Below are 19,200 nucleotides of genomic sequence, written 5' to 3' on the forward strand. Positions count from 1 at the left end.
GGTTATTCGTCGTCCTCGAGGCGGAATCCGACCTTGAGGGTCACCTGGTAGTGCGAGACGTCGGTGTCGGTGATCTGGCCGCGGATGCCCTGGACCTCGAACCAGTCCAGGTGGCGCAGGGTCTGACCGGCCCTCTTGATGCCGTTCTCGATGGCCTCGGTGACGCCCTGCTCGGACGTGCCGACGATCTCGCTGATGCGGTAGGTGCGATTGCTCATGACGCCATCATGCCGTTCTGGGGGGACGACGTAGGCTGGGAGGGTGCCCGAGACTCCCAAGGAACGCCCCCGCGAGATGGTCTACTCGATCACCTCGGCGCGTGAGGCCCACAGCGACGAGCTGGGGAGCAGGGAGATCAAGTACGCCATCTCCATGGCCATCCGCTCGCTCTGCTTCGTCGGCGGTGTCATCTGCTGGCTCAACGTCGCCGTCTGGCTCGGCGTCATCCTGATGATCCTCGCGGTCTTCCTCCCCTACACCTCCGTCGTGATGGCCAACGCGGGCGTCCGCAAGAAGTCCGAGGGCGGCACGTTCCTGAGCCCCGAGCCCTTCGGCGAGATCAGTCAGGGGACGACCGGCCCCGCGCAGGGCGAGGACGAGAAGTGACCGACTCCCCCGATGAGCTGATCTGCTCGTCCAAGGGCTGCTCGCAGCCCGCGCAGCACCGGGTGGAGTGGAACAACCCCAAGATCCACACGCCCGACCGCCGCAAGACGTGGCTCGCGTGCTCCGAGCACGAGTCCACGCTCCGCGGCTTCCTCGACGCCCGCGGCTTCTACCGCGAGACCCTCCCCGTCGGGGCCTGACGCATGAGCACGGAGAGCACGTCGAGCCCTGGCACGCCCGGGCGCCCCTACGGCTTCATGCTGAGCCGGCGCTGGATCGGTTTCGCGCTCTTCGTCATCATCCTGGCGGGGGTCTGCGGCCGGCTCGGCCTCTGGCAGCTGCACCGTCTCGAGCACCGGCTCGACCGCAACAAGGTCATCGAGAAGCACCTCAAGGCCGATCCGGTCCCGCTCGACGCAGCCCTGCCGCGCACGGCGACGGTCGACGAGGACTCCGAGTGGACGCGCGTCACCGTCACGGGGCGGTTCGACGCGAGCAAGGTCGTCACGGTCAAGTTCGCCACCCGCGACGGCGCGCCCGGCGTCGACGTCGTGACCCCGCTCGTGCTCGGCGACGGCACCGCGCTCCTCGTCGACCGCGGCTGGGTGGAGACCGAGAACAACGTTCGCAAGCCCACCGACCTTCCGCCCGTCCCCTCGGGCGACGTCACGGTGACGGGCTGGCTCCGCCCCGACAACGGCGCCGGCAGCGACGCTGTGAAGGTCTTCGACGGCCAGGTCCGGGCCATCTCCAGCAAGGCCCAGGAGGAGTACGTCGGCATGCCGCTGCGGCACGGCTACCTCGACCTCCTGAAGCAGGAGCCGTCCGCCACGGGCTCCCTCGCGCCCGAGCCGGAGCCGGAGCGGGGACAGGGACCGCACTTCTTCTACGCGCTCCAGTGGTGGTTCTTCGCCCTGCTCGCCGTCGTGGGGTACTTCTACTTCGCTCGCGTGGAGGAGAAGGAGCGCAAGCACGGCAAGCCGCGGACGGCTCGCCCTGCCAAGGACCTCGAACCGGCCGGGTCGTGACCCGGCCGGTCCGTGCCCGGCGCCCCTACTTCCAGACCCTGACGTAGTCGACCTTCATCGTCGCCTCATCGATGCTGGTCCCTGCCGGCAGCGCGTTGTCGCCCGAGCCCAGCATCTGCGTGAGGTTCAGGTTGAAGGGCTTGTCGAACGGCGCGCTGCCGAGGAGCGGCGCGAGCGGCGAGATGGCGTGGTCGACGCAGGTCGTCCCGTCGATCGTGACCTTGAGCTTGGTCTTGGTCCACTCGAGGACGTAGGTGTGGAACTCGGTCGGCTTGTAGACCAGGCAGGCGTTGTTCGTCCGCTGGTCGAAGGGCGCGGTGGAGCCGTAGTGAAGCGCCGGGATCAGCCGGTCCGGGTACTGCGTGTAGTACTCCACGACGTCGATCTCACCCGAGTAGGGCCACGCGCCGTAGAAGCTCGGCACGTCGGGGACGAGCCACAGCGCTGACTGGAGTCCCTTGCTCGACGACGCCGGCATCGCAGCACGGATCTCGAAGCGGCCGTAGGCCTGGGAGAACTTCCCGAGACTCGTCACCGAACCGGAGGTGTAGTTGCTGGTGATGGTCCGGTCACCGATCTTGCAGGTGACGGGTGACGTCTCCTTGCGCGTCTTCAGGCTCAACGCTCCGTCGGCGACGGTGATGTTGGGGCCCGCGCCCAGGAAGCAGTCGCCGTAGGAGAAGCTCGACGTCTCGGTCCGCATCGGCGACCACTTGCTGGCGTCGAGCGTCGAGCCGGTGAAGTTGTCCGCGAACGTGCAGGTCCACGGGGTGCCGTCGTCCTTGACCTTCGCCGTCCCGCAGGTCGGGCCGGTGGGTGTGGGCGTCGGCGTGGGCGTCGGCGTCGGCGTCGGCGTGGGCGTGGGTGTCCCACCCGAGGGTGTCGGCGTGGGGGTGGGCGTCGGCGTCGGCGTGGGCGTCGGTGTCGCAGCCGCATCGGCCTGGGCCTGGGCGTCGGCCAGCGCGCGTTGCTTGGCCAGCGCTCGGGCCTCGGCGTCCGCCTCGGCCTTCGCCTTCTCGGAGGCGGCGGTCTGCGCGCGGACGACGGCCCAGTAGTAGACCTCCCAGTAGGTGAGCTCCTTGGCCGAGCCGGTCGCCGTCGCCGTCTTGGTGACGGTGGCGGTCCCCTCGCCCTCGAAGTCGCCCACGCTCGCGGTCTCCGTGACGGTGACGCTCTCGGTGACGGTGGCCTGGGTGCTCCACTCGATCCACACCGGTCCCGCTGCGGCCTTGGCCGCGGCGTCGGCCTCGGCGCGCTGCTTCGCGATGCTGCGTGCCTCGGTCTCGGCCGCAGCCTTGGCCTTGGCGGAGGCGGCGGCCTGGGCACGGACGGTGGCCCAGTAGTAGACCTCCCAGTAGGTGAGCTCCTTGGCCGAGCCCGTGCCGGTGGCGGTCTTGGTCGAGGTGGCCGTGCCCGTGCCGGTGTAGCCGTCGACCGTGGCGGTCTCGGTGACCGTCACGGACTCCGTGACGGTCGCAGTCGTGGACCACTCGATGTAGACGGGACCCGCGGCGGCCTTGGCCTGGGCATCGGCGAGCGCACGCTGCTTGGCGATCGGCCGGGCCTCGGCATCGGCGGCCGCCTTGGCCGCGTCGGACGCAGCCTGCTGTGCACGGACCGTGGCCCAGTAGTAGACCTCCCAGTTGGTGGCCTCCTCGGCCGTCCCGATGCCCACAGCGGTCTTGGTGGAGGTGGCCTCACCGGTGCCGGTGTAGCCGTTGTAGGTGGCGGTCTCCTTGACGGTGACGGTCTCGGTGGCCGTGGCCGACGTGGACCACTTGATCAGCGCGGTCTCAGCGGCCTGGCCGGGTGCGGCGGCGAGCATCGATGCGATGAGTGCGGTGACGATGGTCAGAAGTGCGATGCGGGCGGTCGACAGACCGCGCCGCCTGGTGACGGCGTTCATGTGGTTCCCTCTCCCTCGGGTCGAGGAACCCCACGATGTGCATCGCCCCCGGTGACGACGATCTCCCAAGCATCGTCACGAGGTTCCCGGCCTTCACACTAGACCCACCGAGGGTCAAAAGTCCCGGGTGAAGCCGGGACTTTTTTGGGACCTCCCGATCAGGCCAGGCTGATGAGGTCGAGGTAGGAGTCGTTCCAGAGGTCCTCGTCGCCGTCGGGCAGCAGCAGGACACGGTCGGGCTCCAGGGCCGAGACGGCTCCCTCGTCGTGCGAGACGAGCACGATCGCGCCCTCGTAGGTGCGGATGGCGCGCAGCACCTCCTCGCGCGAGGCGGGGTCCAGGTTGTTGGTGGGCTCGTCGAGGAGCAGCACGTTGGCACTGGAGACGATGAGCGCCGCGAGGGCGAGACGGGTCTTCTCGCCGCCCGAGAGGACCCCGGCCGGCTTGGACGTGTCGTCGCCGCTGAAGAGGAACGAGCCGAGGACGCTACGGGCCTCGGTGTCGGTGAGCTGGGGCGCCGTCGCCTGCATGTTCTCCAGCACCGTGCGATCGGTGTCGAGGGTCTCGTGCTCCTGCGCGAAGTAGCCGATCTTGAGGCCGTGACCGGGCTCGATCTCGCCCGTGTCGGGCTTGAGCGCACCGGCCAGCATGCGCAGCAGCGTGGTCTTGCCCGCGCCGTTGAGACCCAGCACGACGACACGACTGCCACGGTCGATGGCGAGGTCGACGTCGGTGAAGATCTCGAGGGACCCGTACGACTTGGAGAGGCCCTCGGCCATGAGCGGGGTCTTGCCGCACGGAGCCGGCTTGGGGAACTTGATGTGGGCGACCTTGTCGTTGGCCCGCTCCCCCTCGAGTCCCGACACGAGCTGCTCGGCACGACGCAGCATCTGCTGGGCCGTGGAGGCCTTGGACGCCTTGGCGCGGAACTTGTTGGCCTGCGTGGTGAGCGCGTCGGCCTTCTTCACGGCCAGGGCCCGCTCACGCTTGCGGCGGTGCTCGTCGGCCTCACGCTGCTTGAGGTAGGACTTCCAGCCCATGTTGTAGATGTCGATCGTGGAGCGGTTGGCGTCGAGGTACAGGACCTTGTTGACGGTCTCCTCGATCAGGTCGACGTCGTGGCTGATGATCACGATGCCGCCGTTGAAGCTCTTGAGGAAGCCGCGCAGCCACGTGACGGAGTCGGCGTCGAGGTGGTTGGTGGGCTCGTCGAGGAGCAGCGTGTCGGCATCGGAGAAGAGGATGCGGGCCAGCTCGATGCGTCGTCGCTGACCACCGGAGAGGGTGGACAGCGGCTGTCCGAGCACCCGGTCGGGAAGACCCAGGGCGTCGGCGATGGTGGCCGCCTCGGCCTCCGCGGCATAGCCCCCGCCCGCGCCGAACGTCGCGTCGGCCCGGGCGTAGGCCTTCATCGCCTTCTCGGCGATCTCCGGGTCCGGCGAGCCCATGTCGATCTCGGCCTTGCGCATGGCCGTGAGGGCGGTGTCGAGCCCGCGCGCGCCGAGGATCCGGTCCCGCGCCGTCGTGGAGAGGTCACCCGACTTGGGGTCCTGGGGCAGGTAGCCGATCTTGCCCGTGGACGTGATGGTGCCCTCGGCGGGCTGGCCGTCGCCGGACAGCATGCGGGTGAGCGTGGTCTTGCCGGCGCCGTTGCGACCGACCAGTCCGACCTTGTCGCCCTTGGCCACCTGGAACGAGACGTCGGACATGAGGACGCGGGCGCCGAAGCGCAGCTCCACGTGGGAGACAGTGAGCATGAGGAACTTTCAGAGCAGGGATGGACGACGGACGAAGGTCCGGTCGTCACTCACGCTGGTAGAAGCTCACCGCACGAGTCTAGAGCCCCGGGAGCCGAGGACCTACGCGAGCGAGGCCACAGGGCCTGTGACCTTCACCTCCACCGGCGTCGACGGACCTACTGGACCGCGATGGGGACGTCGCTGCGCCGCGGCGCTCCGGCGCCGCCCAGCTGTCCACTGTCGCCTGAGCCCCAGCACCGCTGCGTGCCGTCGTTCTTGACGCCGCAGACGAAGGCATCACCGACGGCGACGGACGACCAGGTGCTGGTGGGGTCGATCCGCACCGGCAGCAGGCTCGACTGCGCAGTGCCGTTGCCGAGCTGCCCGTCCTCCCCCGCTCCCCAGCACCAGCCGGAGCCGTCGGTCTGCGTGCCGCACGTGGTGGCCCCTGAGGATCCACCGTCCGACGAGACGGAGCGCCACGTCACGGCCGATCCCACCTGGGTCGGCGACGCGGACGCCGCCGTCGTGCCGTTGCCGAGCTGCCCGCTCCGGTTGCTGCCCCAGCACCACAGGGTGCCGTCCGTGCGGACCCCGCAGATCGAGCCGAGTCCGATGGTGACGTCGGACCAGGTCGCGGAGTCGACCTTCACAGGCGTTCTGTCGCCCTGCCCCCAGCACCAGAGCGAGCCGTCCGTCTTCACGCCGCACGTCTGGTTGTTGCCCGCGGACACCGCCGTCCAGGTGCTCTGGTCCACGAGCACCGGCGTGGAGGAGCCGTTCCCTGCGGCGGGCAGCCCCAGCGCGCCCGAGGAGTTGTCGCCCCAGCACCACAGCGCGCCCGCCTTCGTGGTGGCGCACGCGTGGGAGTAGCCGACCGCCACGGAGGACCAGGTCTTGCCGCCGGACGTGACCTGGCGAGGGCTGTTGGCCCCCACGAGGGAGCCGTCCCCGATCTGGCCCTGGTTGCTCTGCCCCCAGCACCACAGCGAGTCATCGGTCCTCAGGCCGCACGCGCCGAAGAAGCCTCCGGTGGCCACGGTGCGCCAGGCCCCGGGGACCTTCTGAGGCGTCGGCTGGACCGCGTCCATGGGGCTGTAGTCGCCGATCCCGAGGTTGCCCGACAGGTTGTAGCCCCAGCACCACAACGAGGCATCTTCTGACTTCACGCGGCACGCGAACTGGCTGCCTGCGTCGACGACCGTGGACGACCGCGTGGAGGGCATCGTTCCCTCCACGGTGTACACGAGCCGTGTGTCGGCCGCGGCGTAGGGCTGGCGCGGGGTGAAGGTCAGGAAGAGGGTCGTGGACGTCCCGCCCTGGGGCGTTCCGCTCAGCCGGGCGCCGTCGAGGTTGATGCCGCCGGGCAGTGCTCCCAGCGAGGTCCACGTGCCGGCGATGTTGCCGTTCGTGCGCAGCACGAAGGAGTAGGGCTGACCGGCCGCGGCCACGGGAAGGGTCTTCGTGGCGATGTAGTCCTTCACCTCGATCTGGAAGGCGGCGTCGCTCGTGAGCCCGCTGGCGCTGCTGGTGAATCGCACCGAGAAGGCCGTGGAACCCAGCGGCGCCGCGACGGTGCCGCTGAGGAGTCCGGCGGGCGACATCGAGACGCCCGCGGGCAGCGCGGTCCCGTCGATGAGCTTCCAGGTCCCCGCCTCGGAGGCCTGCAGCTGGAACGGGTAGGTCGATCCCGGGGAGGTGACCGGCAAGGAGCTCGTCGTGATCTGCGGCCTGACGTAGACCCCGAGGACGAGGGCTCGCGAGGTCACCAGACCATTGGCGTGACGGAAGGTGAAGGTGTACCGCCCTGTGCTGGCAGGGCCAGCCGTTCCGCTGAGCCGGCCGCTCGAGCCGTTCAACGACAAGCCGCCGGGGAGCGCCGGGGAGACGCTCCACGTGCCGGGCTGTCCACCGACGGTGGCGAGCGTCGCGTCGTAGGGCTGGTTGACCACCCCGGCGGGGAGACTCGTCGTGGAGATGACGGGGGCGACCGGGACGGGCTGCACCGTCACCGACCTGCTGGGCGACACCGCGGCCGTGTATCCCGTCCGGGCCGCGGTCGAGGCTCGGTAGGTGAACGTCCCGGCGCTCGGAGGGGTGATCGTGGCGCTGTAGGAGCCAGTGCTCTTCTGCGTCGTGGTGGTGATCGTGGTGACGGTGGACCCGGCGACGCGCTGGATCGTCACGGCGGTGCCGACGGAGGCCGGTGAGACCGTCCCGCTGAGGACCGTCGTGGAGCCCGCCGCGACGGTGGTGGGGCTCAGCGTGGACGTGATGCCGACCTTGCGCCGGACGTCGAGCACGAGCGTCCTGGACGTGGCGGCCTTGAGCCTGCTCGTCCTCGCCGCCGTGGCTCGGTACGTGTGACGCGCGGCCGACGACGGGACCTTCAGGGCGACCTTGTAGGCCCCCTTCGTGGTGGTGGTCCGGGTGCTCTTGACCGTGACCCACCGCGTGCCGGACTTCCGCGTGACCTTCACGGTCGTGCCCCTGGGTGACTTCGAGAGGGTGCCACTGAAGGTCACGGTGGCGGAGGTCGACGGAGTGGTCGACGAGACCTTGATGCTGAGCGTCCGGGCGGTGGCGGCGGACGCCGGCGAGACGGTCAGACCGAGGAGCCCGGCGAGGACGAGGAAGACGAGCGAGAACCTGCGGGGAGTGACCACGTGGCCGTTCTATCCCGGATCACGACAGATCGTGGTCGAACGTCTGGATTCTCAGGTGCGACATGGGACAGGTCCGCCCGCAGGCCGTGGGCTTGCGGGCGGACCCGTCACGCATCGGGAAGGTCAGCCGACGTTGAAGCCGAGGGCGCGCAGCATCTCGCGGCCGTCGTCGGTGATCTTGTCCGGACCCCAAGGCGGGACCCAGACCCACTCGATGCGGAAGTCGTTGACGATCCCGTCGAGCGCGGCACGCGTCTGGTCCTCGATCACGTCGGTCAGCGGGCAGGCCGCCGACGTGAGGGTCATCTGGAGGATCGTGTTGCTGTGCTCGTCGACGTGCGCGCCGTAGACGAGGCCGAGATCGACGACGTTGATGCCGAGCTCGGGGTCGACGACGTCCTTCATGGCCTCGAGGACGTCCTCCTCGGAGGTGCCTCCCGTGGTGGGCGCGAGGTCGACCTCGGGCAGGTCGGTGTGGTCGGGCGTGCTGGTCTGGTCGGTCATGCTGACTCCTCGACAGCTCGGGTGGTGGCGTCCTTGAACGCCATCCAGGACAAGAGGGCGCACTTCACGCGCGCGGGGAACTGGGCGACTCCGGCGAAGGCGATGCCGTCCTCGAGGACCTCCTCGTCGGCCTCCACCTGGCCCTTGCCCTGCATGAGGGCCTGGAACGAGTCGAGGACCTGGAGGGCCTCCGTGACGGGCTTGCCGACGACGAGGTCGTTGAGGACGGAGGCCGACGCCTGGCTGATGGAGCAGCCCTCGGCGGCGTAGGAGACGTCGGAGACGGTGCCGGCCTCGAGGTGCACCCGCAGCGTGATCTCGTCGCCGCACGTGGGGTTGACGTGGTGGACCTCGGCCTCGAAGGGGTCGCGAAGACCGGCGCCGTGGGGGCGCTTGTAGTGGTCCAGGATGATCTCCTGGTACAGGGAGTCCAGGTTCACGTCAGCCTCCGAAGTACTTCTGGGTGGCGACGAGGCCCTCGACGAGCGCGTCGATCTCGGCCTCCGTGGTGTACAGGTAGAACGAGGCGCGCGTGGTGGACTGCACCCCGAACCGGCGGTGAGCCGGCTTGGCGCAGTGGTGTCCGGCGCGCACCGCGATGCCGCGCGAGTCGAGCACCTGCGCGACGTCGTGCGGGTGGATGTCGCCGAGCGTGAAGCTCACCGCTCCCCCGCGCTCCTCGGCCGTCTGCGGACCGACGACTCTGAGGCCGTCGATCTCCTGCAGGCGACCCAGGGCATAGGCGGTGATGGCGTGCTCGTGCGCGGCGATGTTCTCCATGCCGAGGGCGTCGAGGTAGTCGGCGGCCGCGCCGAGTCCGACGGACTGGGCGATGGGCGGCGTGCCGGCCTCGAATCGAGCCGGCGGCGGCGCGAACGTGGAGCGCTCCATGGTGACGGTCTCGATCATCTCGCCACCACCGAGGAACGGGGGAAGCTCGGCCAGGACGTCGTAGCGGCCCCACAGCACGCCGATGCCGGTGGGACCGACCATCTTGTGGCCGGTGAAGACCACGAAGTCGGCGCCGAGCGAGGCGACGTCGACCGGCATCTGCGGCACGGCCTGCGAGGCGTCGACGACCACGAGCGCGCCGACCTCGTGGGCGCGCCGGATGACCACGTCGAGCGGGTTGACGGTGCCCAGCATGTTGGAGACCCACGTGAGCGAGACGACCGCGGTGCGCTCGGTGATGAGCTGCTCGATGCCGTCGAGGTCGAGCCGACCGTCGTCGGTGACGCCGAACCAGCGCAGCGTGGCGCCCGTGCGCTCGGTGGCGAGCTGCCACGGCACGATGTTGGAGTGGTGCTCCATCTCGGTGATGACGACCTCGCGGTCGGCACCGAGACGGCCGGCGTCAGCCAGGACGCGAGCCACGAGGTTGAGCGCCTCGGACGCGTTCTTGGCGAACACGACCTCGTCGCGGCTCGGGGCACCGATGAACTCGGCGATGCGGGTGCGCCCGCCCTCGAACGCCTCCGTGGCCTCGGCGCCGAGCGTGTGCATGGCGCGGGCGACGTTGGCGTTGTGCTCGAGGTAGTGACGCTCGATGGCCTCGACGACCTGCCGCGGCTTCTGCGACGTGTTGGCGCTGTCGAGGTAGACGAGCGGGAGCCCGTTGGCCACGGTGCGGCCCAGGATCGGGAAGTCCTCCCGAACCTTGAGCACGTCGTAGTCGACTCCGGCAGCCGTGATGGTCATCAGACCGACGCGGCCTTCACGTACTTGTCGTAGCCCTCGGCCTCGAGCTGGTCGGCCAGCTCCTTGCCACCGGACTCGGCGAGGCGGCCGGCCACGAAGACGTGGACGAAGTCGGGCTCGATGTAGCGCAGGATGCGCGTGTAGTGCGTGATGAGGAGGACGCCGCGGTCGCCCTGCGCCGTGTAACGGTTGACGCCGTCGGAGACGACGCGCAGGGCGTCGATGTCGAGGCCGGAGTCGGTCTCGTCGAGGACGGCGAACTTGGGGTTCAGCAGCTCGAGCTGGGCGATCTCGTGGCGCTTCTTCTCGCCACCGGAGAAGCCCTCGTTGACGCTGCGCTGCGCGAACGTGGGGTCGAGGGTGACGCGCTCGAGGGCGGCGTTGACGTCCTTGACCCACGTGCGGAGCTTGGGGGCCTCGCCGTCGATGGCCGTCTTGGCCGTGCGCAGGAAGTTGGCCACGGAGACGCCCGGGACCTCGACGGGGTACTGCATGGCGAGGAACAGGCCGGCGCGGGCGCGCTGGTCGACCGAGAGCTCGAGGATGTTCTGGCCGTCGAGCAGGACCTCGCCGTCGCTGATCGTGTACTTGGGGTGCCCGGCGATGGAGTAGGCCAGCGTGGACTTGCCCGAGCCGTTGGGGCCCATGATGGCGTGGACCTCACCGCTCTTGATCGTGAGGTTGACGCCGCGCAGGATCTCCTTGGCACCGTCCTCGGTGTCGACCGTGACGTGCAGGTTCTTGATCTCCAGGGTGCTCATGTGTGCTCTCAGCCTGTGCTTTCAGTTCTGGATGGGGACGGAGACATCGACGAGGATGCGTCCGTCCTGGATGGTCGTGGCGTACGTGGGGACCGACTCGACGGCCGGGAGGTTGAGCGGCTTGCCGGTCTTGGCGTCGAAGCGCGAGCCGTGCAGCCAGCACTCGATCTCGCAGCCCTCCACGTCGCCCTCGGACAACGGGATGGACGCGTGCGAGCACTCGTCGCGGATGGCGTAGACGACGTCGCCCTCGCGCACGAGCGCGAGGTCGATGCCGCCGACGGTGACGGGGGTCGCCGCTCCCTCGACCACGAGGTCGAGGGGCGCTGCGAACTCAGGACCGTTGCTCATGCTCAGAGGGCTCCTGCGCGCTCGGCGGCCGAGAGCTCGGCCTCGATGGCCGCCTCCAGGCGCTCCTGCAGGTGCGGCACACCGATCTTGCGGATGATGTCGTTGAAGAACCCGTGGACGACGAGGCGACGTGCCTCGTCCTCCGGGATCCCGCGGCTCTGCAGGTAGAAGAGGTGCTGGTCGTCGAAGCGACCGGTGGTGCTGGCGTGGCCGGCACCCTCGATCTCGCCGGTCTCGATCTCCAGGTTGGGCACCGAGTCGGCCTTGGCGCCGTCGGTGAGCACGAGGTTGTCGTTCTGCTCGAACGTCTCGATGCCCTCGGCCTCCTTGCGGATGAGGACGTTGCCGATCCAGACCGTGTGCGCGTCCTGGCCCTGCAGCGCACCCTTGTAGAGGACGTTGCTGCGGGTCTTGGGCGCCGTGTGGTCGGCGAAGAGCCGGTGCTCGATGTGCTGGCCCGCGTCGGCGAAGTAGACGCCGAAGAGCTCGACGCCGCCGCCGGTGCCGACGTAGTCGGTGGACGTGCTGGCACGCACGACGTCTCCACCGAGCGTGACGGCCACGTGCTTGAACGAGGCGTCGCGGCCCACGCGCGAGTGCTGCGTGACCACGTGCACGGCGTCGTCGGCCCAGTCCTGGATGGTCACGAAGGTCAGCTGGGCGCCGTCCTCGAGCACGACCTCGATGTTCTCGGCCCAGGTGGCGGAGCCGGAGTACTCGACGACGACCGTGGCGTGGCTGAACGCGCGCGCCCGGACGAGGAGCTGGCCGGCGGCGGCCTTCTCGGTGCCGGTGCCGGTGAGCCGCACGTACGTGGGCTCCTCGACAACGGCGTCCTTGGCCACGGTGATCTCGAAGACCGACTGGGCGGCGTCCCAGGCACGGGCCGAGATGCGGTCGTTGGGCACGTAGCCCGACACGCCACGGGCCGACTCGGCCACGGGCACCGACACGGCGGTGACGCCCTCAGCAGCGTCGACCGCGACCGTGTACTGGTCGCCGTCGAGGGCGGCCTCGGTGTGGAGGTCCTTGAGCCGCTTGAGCGGGGTGAAGCGCCAGATCTCCTCGAGGCCCGTGGGCACCGGGTGGTCGGCGAGGTCGAAGGACCCCTCCGGGTGGAGGTGGCTCTCGACCGGCGAGAGCTCCAAGACCTGAGCGAGGTCCGAGCCGGCCGTTGGCCTGGTGGCCACAGCGTCAGTGGTCCCACTCATCCAACTGCACCTTCCATCTGGAGCTCGATCAGGCGGTTGAGCTCGAGGGCGTACTCCATCGGCAGCTCGCGCGCGATCGGCTCGACGAAGCCGCGGACGATCATGGCCATGGCCTCGTCCTCCTCCATGCCGCGTGACATGAAGTAGAAGAGCTGGTCGTCGCTGAGCTTGGAGACGGTGGCCTCGTGGCCGAGCGTGACGTCGTCCTCGCGGACGTCGACGTACGGGTACGTGTCGGAGCGGCTGATCTGGTCGACGAGCAGCGCGTCGCACTTGACCGTGCTGGCCGAGCCCTCAGCTCCCTCGAGCACCTGGAGCAGGCCGCGGTACGACGTGCGACCGCCGCCACGGGCGACGGACTTGCTCAGGATCGAGCTCGACGTGTGGGGCGCTGCGTGGACCATCTTGGCTCCGGCGTCCTGGTGCTGGCCGGCGCCGGCGAAGGCGATGGACAGCGTCTCGCCCCGGGCGTGCTCGCCCATGAGGTAGACGGCCGGGTACTTCATGGTGACCTTGGAGCCGATGTTGCCGTCGACCCACTCCATCGTGGCGCCCTCCTCGCAGACGGCGCGCTTGGTGACGAGGTTGTAGACGTTGTTGGACCAGTTCTGGATCGTCGTGTAGCGGACGCGGGCGCCCTTCTTCACGATGATCTCGACGACGGCCGAGTGCAGCGAGTCGCTCGAGTAGATGGGCGCGGTGCAGCCCTCGACGTAGTGGACGTAGGAGTCCTCGTCGGCGATGATCAGCGTCCGCTCGAACTGACCCATGTTCTCGGTGTTGATGCGGAAGTACGCCTGCAGCGGGATGTCGACGTGGACGCCCTTGGGCACGTAGATGAACGAGCCACCGGACCACACGGCCGAGTTGAGCGCGGAGAACTTGTTGTCGCCCACGGGGATGATCGTGGCGAAGTACTCCTGGAAGAGCTCGGGGTGCTCCTTGAGCGCCGTGTCGGTGTCGAGGAACAGGACGCCCTGGGCCTCGAGGTCCTCACGGATCGAGTGGTAGACGACCTCGGACTCGTACTGCGCGGCCACGCCGGAGACGAGGCGCTGCTTCTCGGCCTCGGGGATGCCGAGCCGGTCGTACGTGTTCTTGATGTCCTCGGGCAGGTCGTCCCACGTGGCCGCCTGCTTCTCGGTGGAGCGCACGAAGTACTTGATGTTGTCGAAGTCGATGCCGCCGAGGTCGGAGCCCCACGTGGGCATGGGCTTGCGCTCGAAGAGGCGCAGGCCCTTCAGACGGAGGTCGAGCATCCACTGCGGCTCGCTCTTGAGGGTCGAGATGTTGCGCACGACGTCCTCGCTCAGGCCTCGCTGGGAGGTGGCGCCCGCGTCGTTGGCGTCGGACCAGCCGAACTCGTACCGACCGACGTCCTTGAGGCCCGGGTTCGCCTCCTCGATCGCGTTGGGGACGGTGGTGGCGGTGCCGTTCGCCGTGCTGTTCTCCGGGGAAGTCGTCGTCATGACGTGGCCCTCTCTGTGGTGGCGGCCTGTCCCTCGGAAACGGTCCGGGGCAGGTAGGTGGTGCACACGCCATCGCCGTGGGCGATGGTCGCAAGTCGTTGGACATGGGTGCCGAGAAGCTCGGCGAACATCTCCGCCTCGGCCTCGCACAGCTGCGGGAACTGCTCCGCGACGTGCGAGACGGGGCAGTGGTGCTGGCAGATCTGCTGCCCGGCCGGGGTGCTGGTGGCCGAGGCGGCGAATCCGTCGTCGGTGAGGGCCTGCGCGACGACCGCGGCGCGGTCGGCGGGAGCGGCCTGCTCGACGAGCGGCAGGAGGCGGTTCTTCAACCCTGAGAGCCGGTGCCGGGCGAACGCCTTGACGGCGTCGGGTCCGGCGGACTCGGAGAGGAACTCCAGGGCGTCGACGGCGAGCGCGTCGTAGGCGTGGTCGAAACGGTCGCGGCCGACGTCGGTGATGACGTAGACCTTGGCCGGACGGCCGCGTCCGCGGCGCTCCTCGGCCCGGGGCTGACGGACGGCGACGACGCCGTCGGCCTCGAGCTGGTCGAGGTGACGACGGACCGCAGCCGGCGTGAGCCCGAGCTGCTCCGCGAGCACGGCGGCCGTGGTGGGGCCCTGCTCGAGGATGGTGCTCACGACCCGCTCGCGCGTAGGAGCATCGTCGATGACCGACGACGCCTCCACCTCGCTGAGCTCGGGCCGCATGTATTTCACAACACCAGTGTGCCGTTATTGATTCCGGCCGTTCAAGGAAGGCCAACCTCAGTGAGGCACGCCTCACGCGAGCGGTCTCGAGGGCCTAGGCTCGGGCCATGGCGACCAAGGCCGACGCGGTGATGATCGACGCAGACGGGCGCGAGGTGCGCGTCTCCAGCCCGGACCGGGTGATCTTCCCCGCCTCGCAGCACGGACCCGAGGTCACGAAGCTCGAGGTGGTCCAGTACTACGTCGCGGTGGCCGACGGGATCATGCGAGCGCTCCGCGACCGACCCACGGCCCTCGAGCGCTGGCCCAAGGGCGTCCTGCCGGGCATGACCCTGACGGCCCGCGACGCCACCCACGGCCGGGGTCCGCAGGGCGATGCGTTCTACCAGAAGCGCATGATGCGCGGTGCTCCTGAGTGGGCCCAGCACGTTCGCGTCCACTTCCCCACCGGCCGGACGGCGGTGGAGCTCGCGCCCGACCACGTGGCGTCGGTGGCCTGGGCCGCGCAGATGGGCAGCATCACCTACCACCCCAGCCCGTGCCGCGTCGCCGACCTGGACCGACCCGACGAGCTGCGCATCGACCTCGACCCCTACGGCGACACGTCGTTCGTCGACGCCGTGCGCACGGCCGGGCTGGCGAAGGACCTTCTCGACGAGCTGGGCCTCCGCGGCTTCCCCAAGACGAGCGGCAAGAACGGCATCCACGTCTACGTGCGCATCGAGCCGCGCTGGACCTTCACCGACGTCCGGCACGCCGCCATCGGGTTCGGTCGCGAGCTCGAGCGGCGGGTCGAGGGCGTCACCACGGCCTGGTGGAAGGAGGAGCGCGGCGACAACATCTTCGTGGACTTCAACCAGAACTGCCGCGACCGGACCATCGCCTCGGCCTACTCGCTGCGCCCCAAGGAGGGCGCTCCGGTCTCGACACCCCTCACGTGGGACGAGCTCGCCGCGCTGGACTCCCCCATGGCCTTCACGCTCCGCACCGTGCCGGGACGACTCGCCACGCACGGAGACGCCTGGGCCGAGATCGACGACGTCCATCACAGCCTGGAGCCGCTGCTGGACCTCTGGCGGGCCGACGTCGAGCGTGGCCTGCCCGACATGCCCTACCCGCCGGAGTACCCCAAGATGCCGGGCGAGCCGAAGCGGGTGCAACCGAGTCGAGAAGCCCGTAGTTCCAGTTGAAAACAGCGGTGGTTGCGATGCGTGTTTCGTAGCATAGCGCTTACTCGCCTGATAATCTCAGTTCGTGACGACATCTTTGCGGGACCTCGGCGACTCGTTCTCGCGCCACCTTCGGGCTGAGAACCGCTCCCCCGGGACGCTGCGGCTCTACCTGCAGTCGGTCGAGTTCTTCTCGCGCTGGCTCGAGGCGAACGACCACGAGCCGACGCTCGAGAACCTCACCCGCCGACGCATCACAGACTGGCTCGCCGACCTCAACGGCATCAACCAGGCCTCGACCGTGAAGACCCGGTACCGCGGCCTGCACCGCTTCTGCGTCTGGCTCGTCGACGAGGACGAGATCGAGGCCAACCCCATGCTCAACATCTCCCCGCCCGACGTGAAGCCGCCGCCCGTCCCCGTGCTGACCGACGACGAGCTCGAGGCGCTCATGCGCGCGTGCGCCGGGAAGGGCTTCAACGAGCGCCGCGACGAAGCGGTCATCCGCGTGCTGCTCAACTGCGGCGTGCGCGTCGCTGAGCTCTGCGCCCTTAAGGTCACCGACATCGACCTGACGCAAGAGATGGCCTCGGTCATGGGCAAGGGCGCGAAGGTCCGGCCGATCTACTTCTCCTCCCGCACGGTGCGCGCGCTCGACCGGTACCTGCGGATCCGCTCGGGCCACCGCTGGGCGCACCTCGAGTCGCTCTTCCTGACCCAGCGAGGCCCGCTCTCGACCGACGGCGCCCGCGACATCATCGCCAACCGCGGGCGCCAGGCCGGCATCGAGGATCTGCACCCGCACCGCTTCCGCCACACCTTCGCCCACGACTTCCTCGTGAACGGCGGCCAGGAGCGCGACCTCAAGCGCCTGGCCGGCTGGACGAGCGACACCATGCTCGAGCGCTACGGCGCCTCCGCGGCCGACGCGCGCGCCCGTGCCGCGGCCACCCGCATGGCGCGAGGTGATCGAGTGTGACCCCGCGGCCGCTGGTACGACTTCGCTGCCCCAAGGGATGCCTCCTCGGGTCAATCCTCATGGTGGACGGCGAGCCGCAGGTGGTGATGAAGCTCAAGCCGTTCTCCGTCGTCGCGTACGGCGAGAACGCCGACCTGCCAGCCGACGCCACGGCGATGGGGCCCTGGCCTCTCAAGGTCGGACAGCCCATTGAGCACCAGTGTCGGCACAGCGCCGGAGTGTGGGTGGACGAGGAAGGCATCGAGGGCATGGTCAAGTTCGTCGAGATGGTCCGCAACGGCGAGAAGCCGCTCGGGGCGATCATGTTCCTCGAACTCCGCTAAGCGCTGTACTATCGACCCAAGAACTCCCGCGCACAAGATGCGCGAATCCTCGAGAACGGGTGACGAGGCAACCCCTTGAAGGGGGCTTTGCCATGGCCTCATCCGATCCCGAAGACCGCGCGACCATCGGTCGCATCGGCGCCCACACGTCGTGGGGGAACACAGCCGACCGCACTGCCCGAACTTCCGCCGGCCGAGCCGCTATGGCGCAGAAGTTCCTCGACCAGGCCGACGGCGACCCTGTGCGCGCCGAGCACATCAAGAAGGCCTATTACCAGCAGCTCGCGCGGAAGTCCGCCCAGGCGCGTCGCCGGAAGGCGAGCGGTGCAGCGTGACGGCACATGAAAGCCGCCTCGTGGATGACCACGAGGCGGCCCAAGAGTTTGGCGGCTCTGGTCACAGCATACCGATGGATCGCTTCGCCTGGGAGCGCTGCGTACGCCGCGCCTCGCTAGCCCCCGAGTTGAAGTACGTCGCGCTCGTCATGGCCACATGGGCCGGCAAGGGCGGGCGAGAAGTGCGCCCCGGCGACCACCTGCTTGCCGACGTCTGCGGCAAGGGGCTGCGCACCGTGGTGCGGAACCGTCGCGAACTCATGCGCCTGGGGTGGCTCGAGCAGCTCCCGAAGGCCCGACGAGCCGACGCTCACGAGTACCAGCTGACGGTGCCCGCGGCCTTCGTCGATGACCCCTCGACGCAACCTCCGGAGCCTGTGGATAAGGGGGGACCACGTGCCACCCGTGACACCCGATCGCCGCCGACCACACGCCACCCATGACCCGACCACACGCCATGGGTGACCGACCACACGCCACCCATGACCCGACCACGTGCCACCCGTGACACCCCACCAACCAATACCAACCAACTACCAACCATGACCAGCGCGATGTCGACTCCCGAAGCACGTCGAGTACGTGCGCGCGAGACACCGAACCGAAGGACCATCTGATGGCTACGAAGAAGACCACTCCGACCACCACCACGACGACCCGGCCGAAGCCGATCCGCGTGCACTACGAGCTCACACTGAGCGCGGGCTGCGCATGCGCGGAGGAGCACATGCGCGAGACCGAGAACGGTCCGACCTCGAAGCTCTGCAACAAGTGCGACACGATCCGGGTGACCGGCACTGTGGTGACCGGATCGCTCGACGAGATCCGCGCTTGGTGCGAGGGCACCTACCGGACGGTTCAGCGATGACGCACATCAACGTGCCGGTGGTCATCAGCCCGGCGCACGCTGCAGCCCTGGCCACGTTCTTCAGCAGCGCCGGTGATGCGTCGACCGACAACGAGCACCCGCCCACCGTCGTGCTGTACGAGGCGGTGGCTCGTGCGCTCGTGGACTACCGAGCAGGCGCCGCGCTGCAGCTGGACCTCTCGGGATTCCGTGATGCGAATGAGGCGATGGCTCACGCCGCCGAGCACATGCTCGTGTCTCGCGTGTGGCACGAGCGCGACGCGCAGCTCGCCTACCTGTTGCGCGAGCTCGCGGATGCGCTCTGGACGCACGGCAAGCGGCTTCTCTGGGCCAGCGTGGACCCGTCGCTCGACGACCCGGACGGCTGGACCACGGCCGGCCGGGAGCCGTCATGAGGCGGGAGGGCCGGTCAGAAGTTCGCTTCGATCACCGGCATGACCCGCCTCGCCAAATTTCCCCCCTCGGACGCGTACGTCGTCACGTAACGGATGGTCGATTGCCCGGGATCGCAGCAGGTAGCGCACCTACGCAACGTGTCACTGTGACGGGCGGTGCGTGATGGCGTACATCGCGCAGCACGAGGTCGCGCAGCTCACCGACGTCGAGCTCAAGAAGATGGTGCTGGCCTACATGGCCGCGGCCGACGAGGGCGGTTCAGCGGCCGCGCTCTGGCGAGCCCTCGGGAACGCGCTCATCCGCGCCGTGCAGCAGCGCGAGCGGACGATGCTCGTCGCCGAGGCCGAGATGCTCGACGACGATGAGGAAGGCTGTCTCGCCGACGACCTCGACGAAGAAACGTTGCGTCAGATACGCGATTCGCGCACGTAACCGCTGCTATGCTTCGTTCTGAGGCATGAATTTGGCCGGGTGAGCTCGCAAG

23 protein-coding genes are annotated in these 19,200 nt (G+C 69.0%); 11 read left to right on the forward strand and 12 right to left on the reverse strand.

The genetic code is table 11. The annotated features are described in order from the left end of the window. Positions 1-2: 2 nt before the first annotated feature. A complete protein-coding gene (locus tag ASD11_RS07200) occupies positions 3-218 on the reverse strand; it encodes a dodecin (protein ID WP_056285162.1) in 216 nt (71 codons plus the stop codon). A gap of 43 nt (positions 219-261) precedes the next feature. On the opposite strand from ASD11_RS07200, the gene ASD11_RS07205 reads away from it, so the two are divergent. Genes ASD11_RS07205 through ASD11_RS07215 form a run of 3 tightly spaced genes read left to right on the forward strand, consistent with a single transcriptional unit; the run spans position 262 to position 1,634 of the window. After that, positions 262-606, forward strand: a complete 345-nt coding sequence (locus tag ASD11_RS07205; RefSeq protein WP_235503266.1) for a DUF3099 domain-containing protein — start codon at positions 262-264, stop codon at positions 604-606. Continuing rightward, a complete protein-coding gene (locus tag ASD11_RS07210) occupies positions 603-806 on the forward strand; it encodes a hypothetical protein (protein ID WP_056285166.1) in 204 nt (67 codons plus the stop codon). The genes ASD11_RS07205 and ASD11_RS07210 overlap by 4 nt, the downstream gene beginning before the upstream one ends. Before the next feature lie 3 nt (positions 807-809). Continuing rightward, positions 810-1,634, forward strand: coding sequence for an SURF1 family cytochrome oxidase biogenesis protein (locus tag ASD11_RS07215; RefSeq protein WP_056285169.1), 825 nt, complete (start codon positions 810-812; stop codon positions 1,632-1,634). A gap of 25 nt (positions 1,635-1,659) precedes the next feature. Here ASD11_RS07215 and ASD11_RS07220 read toward each other — a convergent pair whose 3' ends face one another. From ASD11_RS07220 to ASD11_RS07270, 11 genes are all read right to left on the reverse strand, one after another. Continuing rightward, positions 1,660-3,540, reverse strand: coding sequence for a glycoside hydrolase family 16 protein (locus ASD11_RS07220; RefSeq protein ID WP_056285172.1), 1,881 nt, complete (start codon positions 3,538-3,540; stop codon positions 1,660-1,662). Between the two features lie 158 nt (positions 3,541-3,698). After that, on the reverse strand, positions 3,699-5,297 hold the full coding sequence (locus tag ASD11_RS07225; protein ID WP_056285174.1) for an ABC-F family ATP-binding cassette domain-containing protein: 1,599 nt from the start codon (positions 5,295-5,297) through the stop codon (positions 3,699-3,701). A 158-nt stretch (positions 5,298-5,455) separates the two neighbouring features. Then, the gene (locus ASD11_RS07230) at positions 5,456-7,945 is read right to left on the reverse strand and encodes a putative Ig domain-containing protein (RefSeq protein ID WP_056285175.1); all 2,490 of its coding nucleotides are present in this window, start codon (positions 7,943-7,945) and stop codon (positions 5,456-5,458) included. Between the two features lie 123 nt (positions 7,946-8,068). Continuing rightward, on the reverse strand, positions 8,069-8,449 hold the full coding sequence (locus tag ASD11_RS07235) for a metal-sulfur cluster assembly factor (protein WP_056285177.1): 381 nt from the start codon (positions 8,447-8,449) through the stop codon (positions 8,069-8,071). Continuing rightward, positions 8,446-8,889, reverse strand: coding sequence for a Fe-S cluster assembly sulfur transfer protein SufU (sufU, locus tag ASD11_RS07240; RefSeq protein WP_056285181.1), 444 nt, complete (start codon positions 8,887-8,889; stop codon positions 8,446-8,448). Before sufU ends, ASD11_RS07235 begins: the two co-directional genes overlap by 4 nt. A 1-nt stretch (position 8,890) precedes the next feature. Next, the gene (locus tag ASD11_RS07245; RefSeq protein ID WP_056285183.1) at positions 8,891-10,147 is read right to left on the reverse strand and encodes a cysteine desulfurase; all 1,257 of its coding nucleotides are present in this window, start codon (positions 10,145-10,147) and stop codon (positions 8,891-8,893) included. Then, on the reverse strand, positions 10,147-10,908 hold the full coding sequence (sufC, locus tag ASD11_RS07250) for a Fe-S cluster assembly ATPase SufC (protein ID WP_056285185.1): 762 nt from the start codon (positions 10,906-10,908) through the stop codon (positions 10,147-10,149). Before sufC ends, ASD11_RS07245 begins: the two co-directional genes overlap by 1 nt. A 21-nt stretch (positions 10,909-10,929) precedes the next feature. Then, positions 10,930-11,259 carry a non-heme iron oxygenase ferredoxin subunit gene (locus ASD11_RS07255; protein WP_056285189.1) on the reverse strand — a complete coding sequence of 110 codons (330 nt, stop codon included), beginning with the start codon at positions 11,257-11,259 and terminating at the stop codon, positions 10,930-10,932. A 2-nt stretch (positions 11,260-11,261) separates the two neighbouring features. Further along, positions 11,262-12,470 carry a Fe-S cluster assembly protein SufD gene (gene sufD / locus ASD11_RS07260; protein WP_056285192.1) on the reverse strand — a complete coding sequence of 403 codons (1,209 nt, stop codon included), beginning with the start codon at positions 12,468-12,470 and terminating at the stop codon, positions 11,262-11,264. Next, positions 12,467-13,939 carry a Fe-S cluster assembly protein SufB gene (gene sufB / locus ASD11_RS07265; RefSeq protein WP_056285194.1) on the reverse strand — a complete coding sequence of 491 codons (1,473 nt, stop codon included), beginning with the start codon at positions 13,937-13,939 and terminating at the stop codon, positions 12,467-12,469. Before sufB ends, sufD begins: the two co-directional genes overlap by 4 nt. After that, on the reverse strand, positions 13,936-14,646 hold the full coding sequence (locus ASD11_RS07270) for a helix-turn-helix transcriptional regulator (RefSeq protein ID WP_056285196.1): 711 nt from the start codon (positions 14,644-14,646) through the stop codon (positions 13,936-13,938). Before ASD11_RS07270 ends, sufB begins: the two co-directional genes overlap by 4 nt. A gap of 107 nt (positions 14,647-14,753) precedes the next feature. Between ASD11_RS07270 and ASD11_RS07275 the strand changes: the two genes are divergently transcribed. From ASD11_RS07275 to ASD11_RS07310, 8 genes are all read left to right on the forward strand, one after another. Beyond that, on the forward strand, positions 14,754-15,836 hold the full coding sequence (locus ASD11_RS07275) for a DNA polymerase domain-containing protein (protein ID WP_056285201.1): 1,083 nt from the start codon (positions 14,754-14,756) through the stop codon (positions 15,834-15,836). Positions 15,837-15,900: 64 nt separating this feature from the next. Continuing rightward, the gene (locus ASD11_RS07280) at positions 15,901-16,794 is read left to right on the forward strand and encodes a tyrosine-type recombinase/integrase (protein WP_082554219.1); all 894 of its coding nucleotides are present in this window, start codon (positions 15,901-15,903) and stop codon (positions 16,792-16,794) included. A gap of 59 nt (positions 16,795-16,853) precedes the next feature. Then, a complete protein-coding gene (locus ASD11_RS07285; RefSeq protein ID WP_056285206.1) occupies positions 16,854-17,117 on the forward strand; it encodes a hypothetical protein in 264 nt (87 codons plus the stop codon). 203 nt (positions 17,118-17,320) lie between these two features. Beyond that, on the forward strand, positions 17,321-17,452 hold the full coding sequence (locus tag ASD11_RS18805) for a hypothetical protein (protein WP_268750685.1): 132 nt from the start codon (positions 17,321-17,323) through the stop codon (positions 17,450-17,452). Next, complete coding sequence (locus ASD11_RS07295) at positions 17,449-17,895, forward strand: hypothetical protein (protein ID WP_156464627.1); 447 nt, start codon at positions 17,449-17,451, stop codon at positions 17,893-17,895. Before ASD11_RS18805 ends, ASD11_RS07295 begins: the two co-directional genes overlap by 4 nt. Positions 17,896-18,068: 173 nt before the next feature. Further along, a complete protein-coding gene (locus ASD11_RS07300; RefSeq protein WP_056285213.1) occupies positions 18,069-18,320 on the forward strand; it encodes a hypothetical protein in 252 nt (83 codons plus the stop codon). Continuing rightward, positions 18,317-18,715, forward strand: coding sequence for a hypothetical protein (locus tag ASD11_RS07305; protein WP_056285218.1), 399 nt, complete (start codon positions 18,317-18,319; stop codon positions 18,713-18,715). The genes ASD11_RS07300 and ASD11_RS07305 overlap by 4 nt, the downstream gene beginning before the upstream one ends. A 160-nt stretch (positions 18,716-18,875) precedes the next feature. Next, positions 18,876-19,148 (forward strand): hypothetical protein, encoded by a 273-nt coding sequence (locus ASD11_RS07310; protein WP_156464628.1) that lies wholly within the window; start codon positions 18,876-18,878, stop codon positions 19,146-19,148. The last annotated feature ends 52 nt before the right edge of the window (positions 19,149-19,200 follow it).

The sequence above is a fragment of the Aeromicrobium sp. Root495 genome, assembly GCF_001426755.1.
Classification (GTDB): Bacteria; Actinomycetota; Actinomycetes; order Propionibacteriales; family Nocardioidaceae; genus Aeromicrobium.

What these genes read in the sequence shown, in the direction of transcription:
- sufB (WP_056285194.1), bottom strand. Translation starts at nt 13,939, where the DNA reads ATGACGACGACTTCCCCGGAGAACAGCACGGCGAACGGCACCGCCACC.
- ASD11_RS18805 (WP_268750685.1), top strand. Translation starts at nt 17,321, where the DNA reads ATGGCGCAGAAGTTCCTCGACCAGGCCGACGGCGACCCTGTGCGCGCC.
- ASD11_RS07285 (WP_056285206.1), top strand. Translation starts at nt 16,854, where the DNA reads ATGGTGGACGGCGAGCCGCAGGTGGTGATGAAGCTCAAGCCGTTCTCC.
- ASD11_RS07255 (WP_056285189.1), bottom strand. Translation starts at nt 11,259, where the DNA reads ATGAGCAACGGTCCTGAGTTCGCAGCGCCCCTCGACCTCGTGGTCGAG.
- ASD11_RS07225 (WP_056285174.1), bottom strand. Translation starts at nt 5,297, where the DNA reads ATGCTCACTGTCTCCCACGTGGAGCTGCGCTTCGGCGCCCGCGTCCTC.
- ASD11_RS07220 (WP_056285172.1), bottom strand. Translation starts at nt 3,540, where the DNA reads ATGAACGCCGTCACCAGGCGGCGCGGTCTGTCGACCGCCCGCATCGCA.
- ASD11_RS07270 (WP_056285196.1), bottom strand. Translation starts at nt 14,646, where the DNA reads ATGCGGCCCGAGCTCAGCGAGGTGGAGGCGTCGTCGGTCATCGACGAT.
- ASD11_RS07305 (WP_056285218.1), top strand. Translation starts at nt 18,317, where the DNA reads ATGACGCACATCAACGTGCCGGTGGTCATCAGCCCGGCGCACGCTGCA.
- ASD11_RS07215 (WP_056285169.1), top strand. Translation starts at nt 810, where the DNA reads ATGAGCACGGAGAGCACGTCGAGCCCTGGCACGCCCGGGCGCCCCTAC.
- ASD11_RS07235 (WP_056285177.1), bottom strand. Translation starts at nt 8,449, where the DNA reads ATGACCGACCAGACCAGCACGCCCGACCACACCGACCTGCCCGAGGTC.
- ASD11_RS07275 (WP_056285201.1), top strand. Translation starts at nt 14,754, where the DNA reads ATGGCGACCAAGGCCGACGCGGTGATGATCGACGCAGACGGGCGCGAG.
- ASD11_RS07300 (WP_056285213.1), top strand. Translation starts at nt 18,069, where the DNA reads ATGGCTACGAAGAAGACCACTCCGACCACCACCACGACGACCCGGCCG.
- sufD (WP_056285192.1), bottom strand. Translation starts at nt 12,470, where the DNA reads ATGAGTGGGACCACTGACGCTGTGGCCACCAGGCCAACGGCCGGCTCG.
- sufC (WP_056285185.1), bottom strand. Translation starts at nt 10,908, where the DNA reads ATGAGCACCCTGGAGATCAAGAACCTGCACGTCACGGTCGACACCGAG.
- ASD11_RS07200 (WP_056285162.1), bottom strand. Translation starts at nt 218, where the DNA reads ATGAGCAATCGCACCTACCGCATCAGCGAGATCGTCGGCACGTCCGAG.
- ASD11_RS07245 (WP_056285183.1), bottom strand. Translation starts at nt 10,147, where the DNA reads ATGACCATCACGGCTGCCGGAGTCGACTACGACGTGCTCAAGGTTCGG.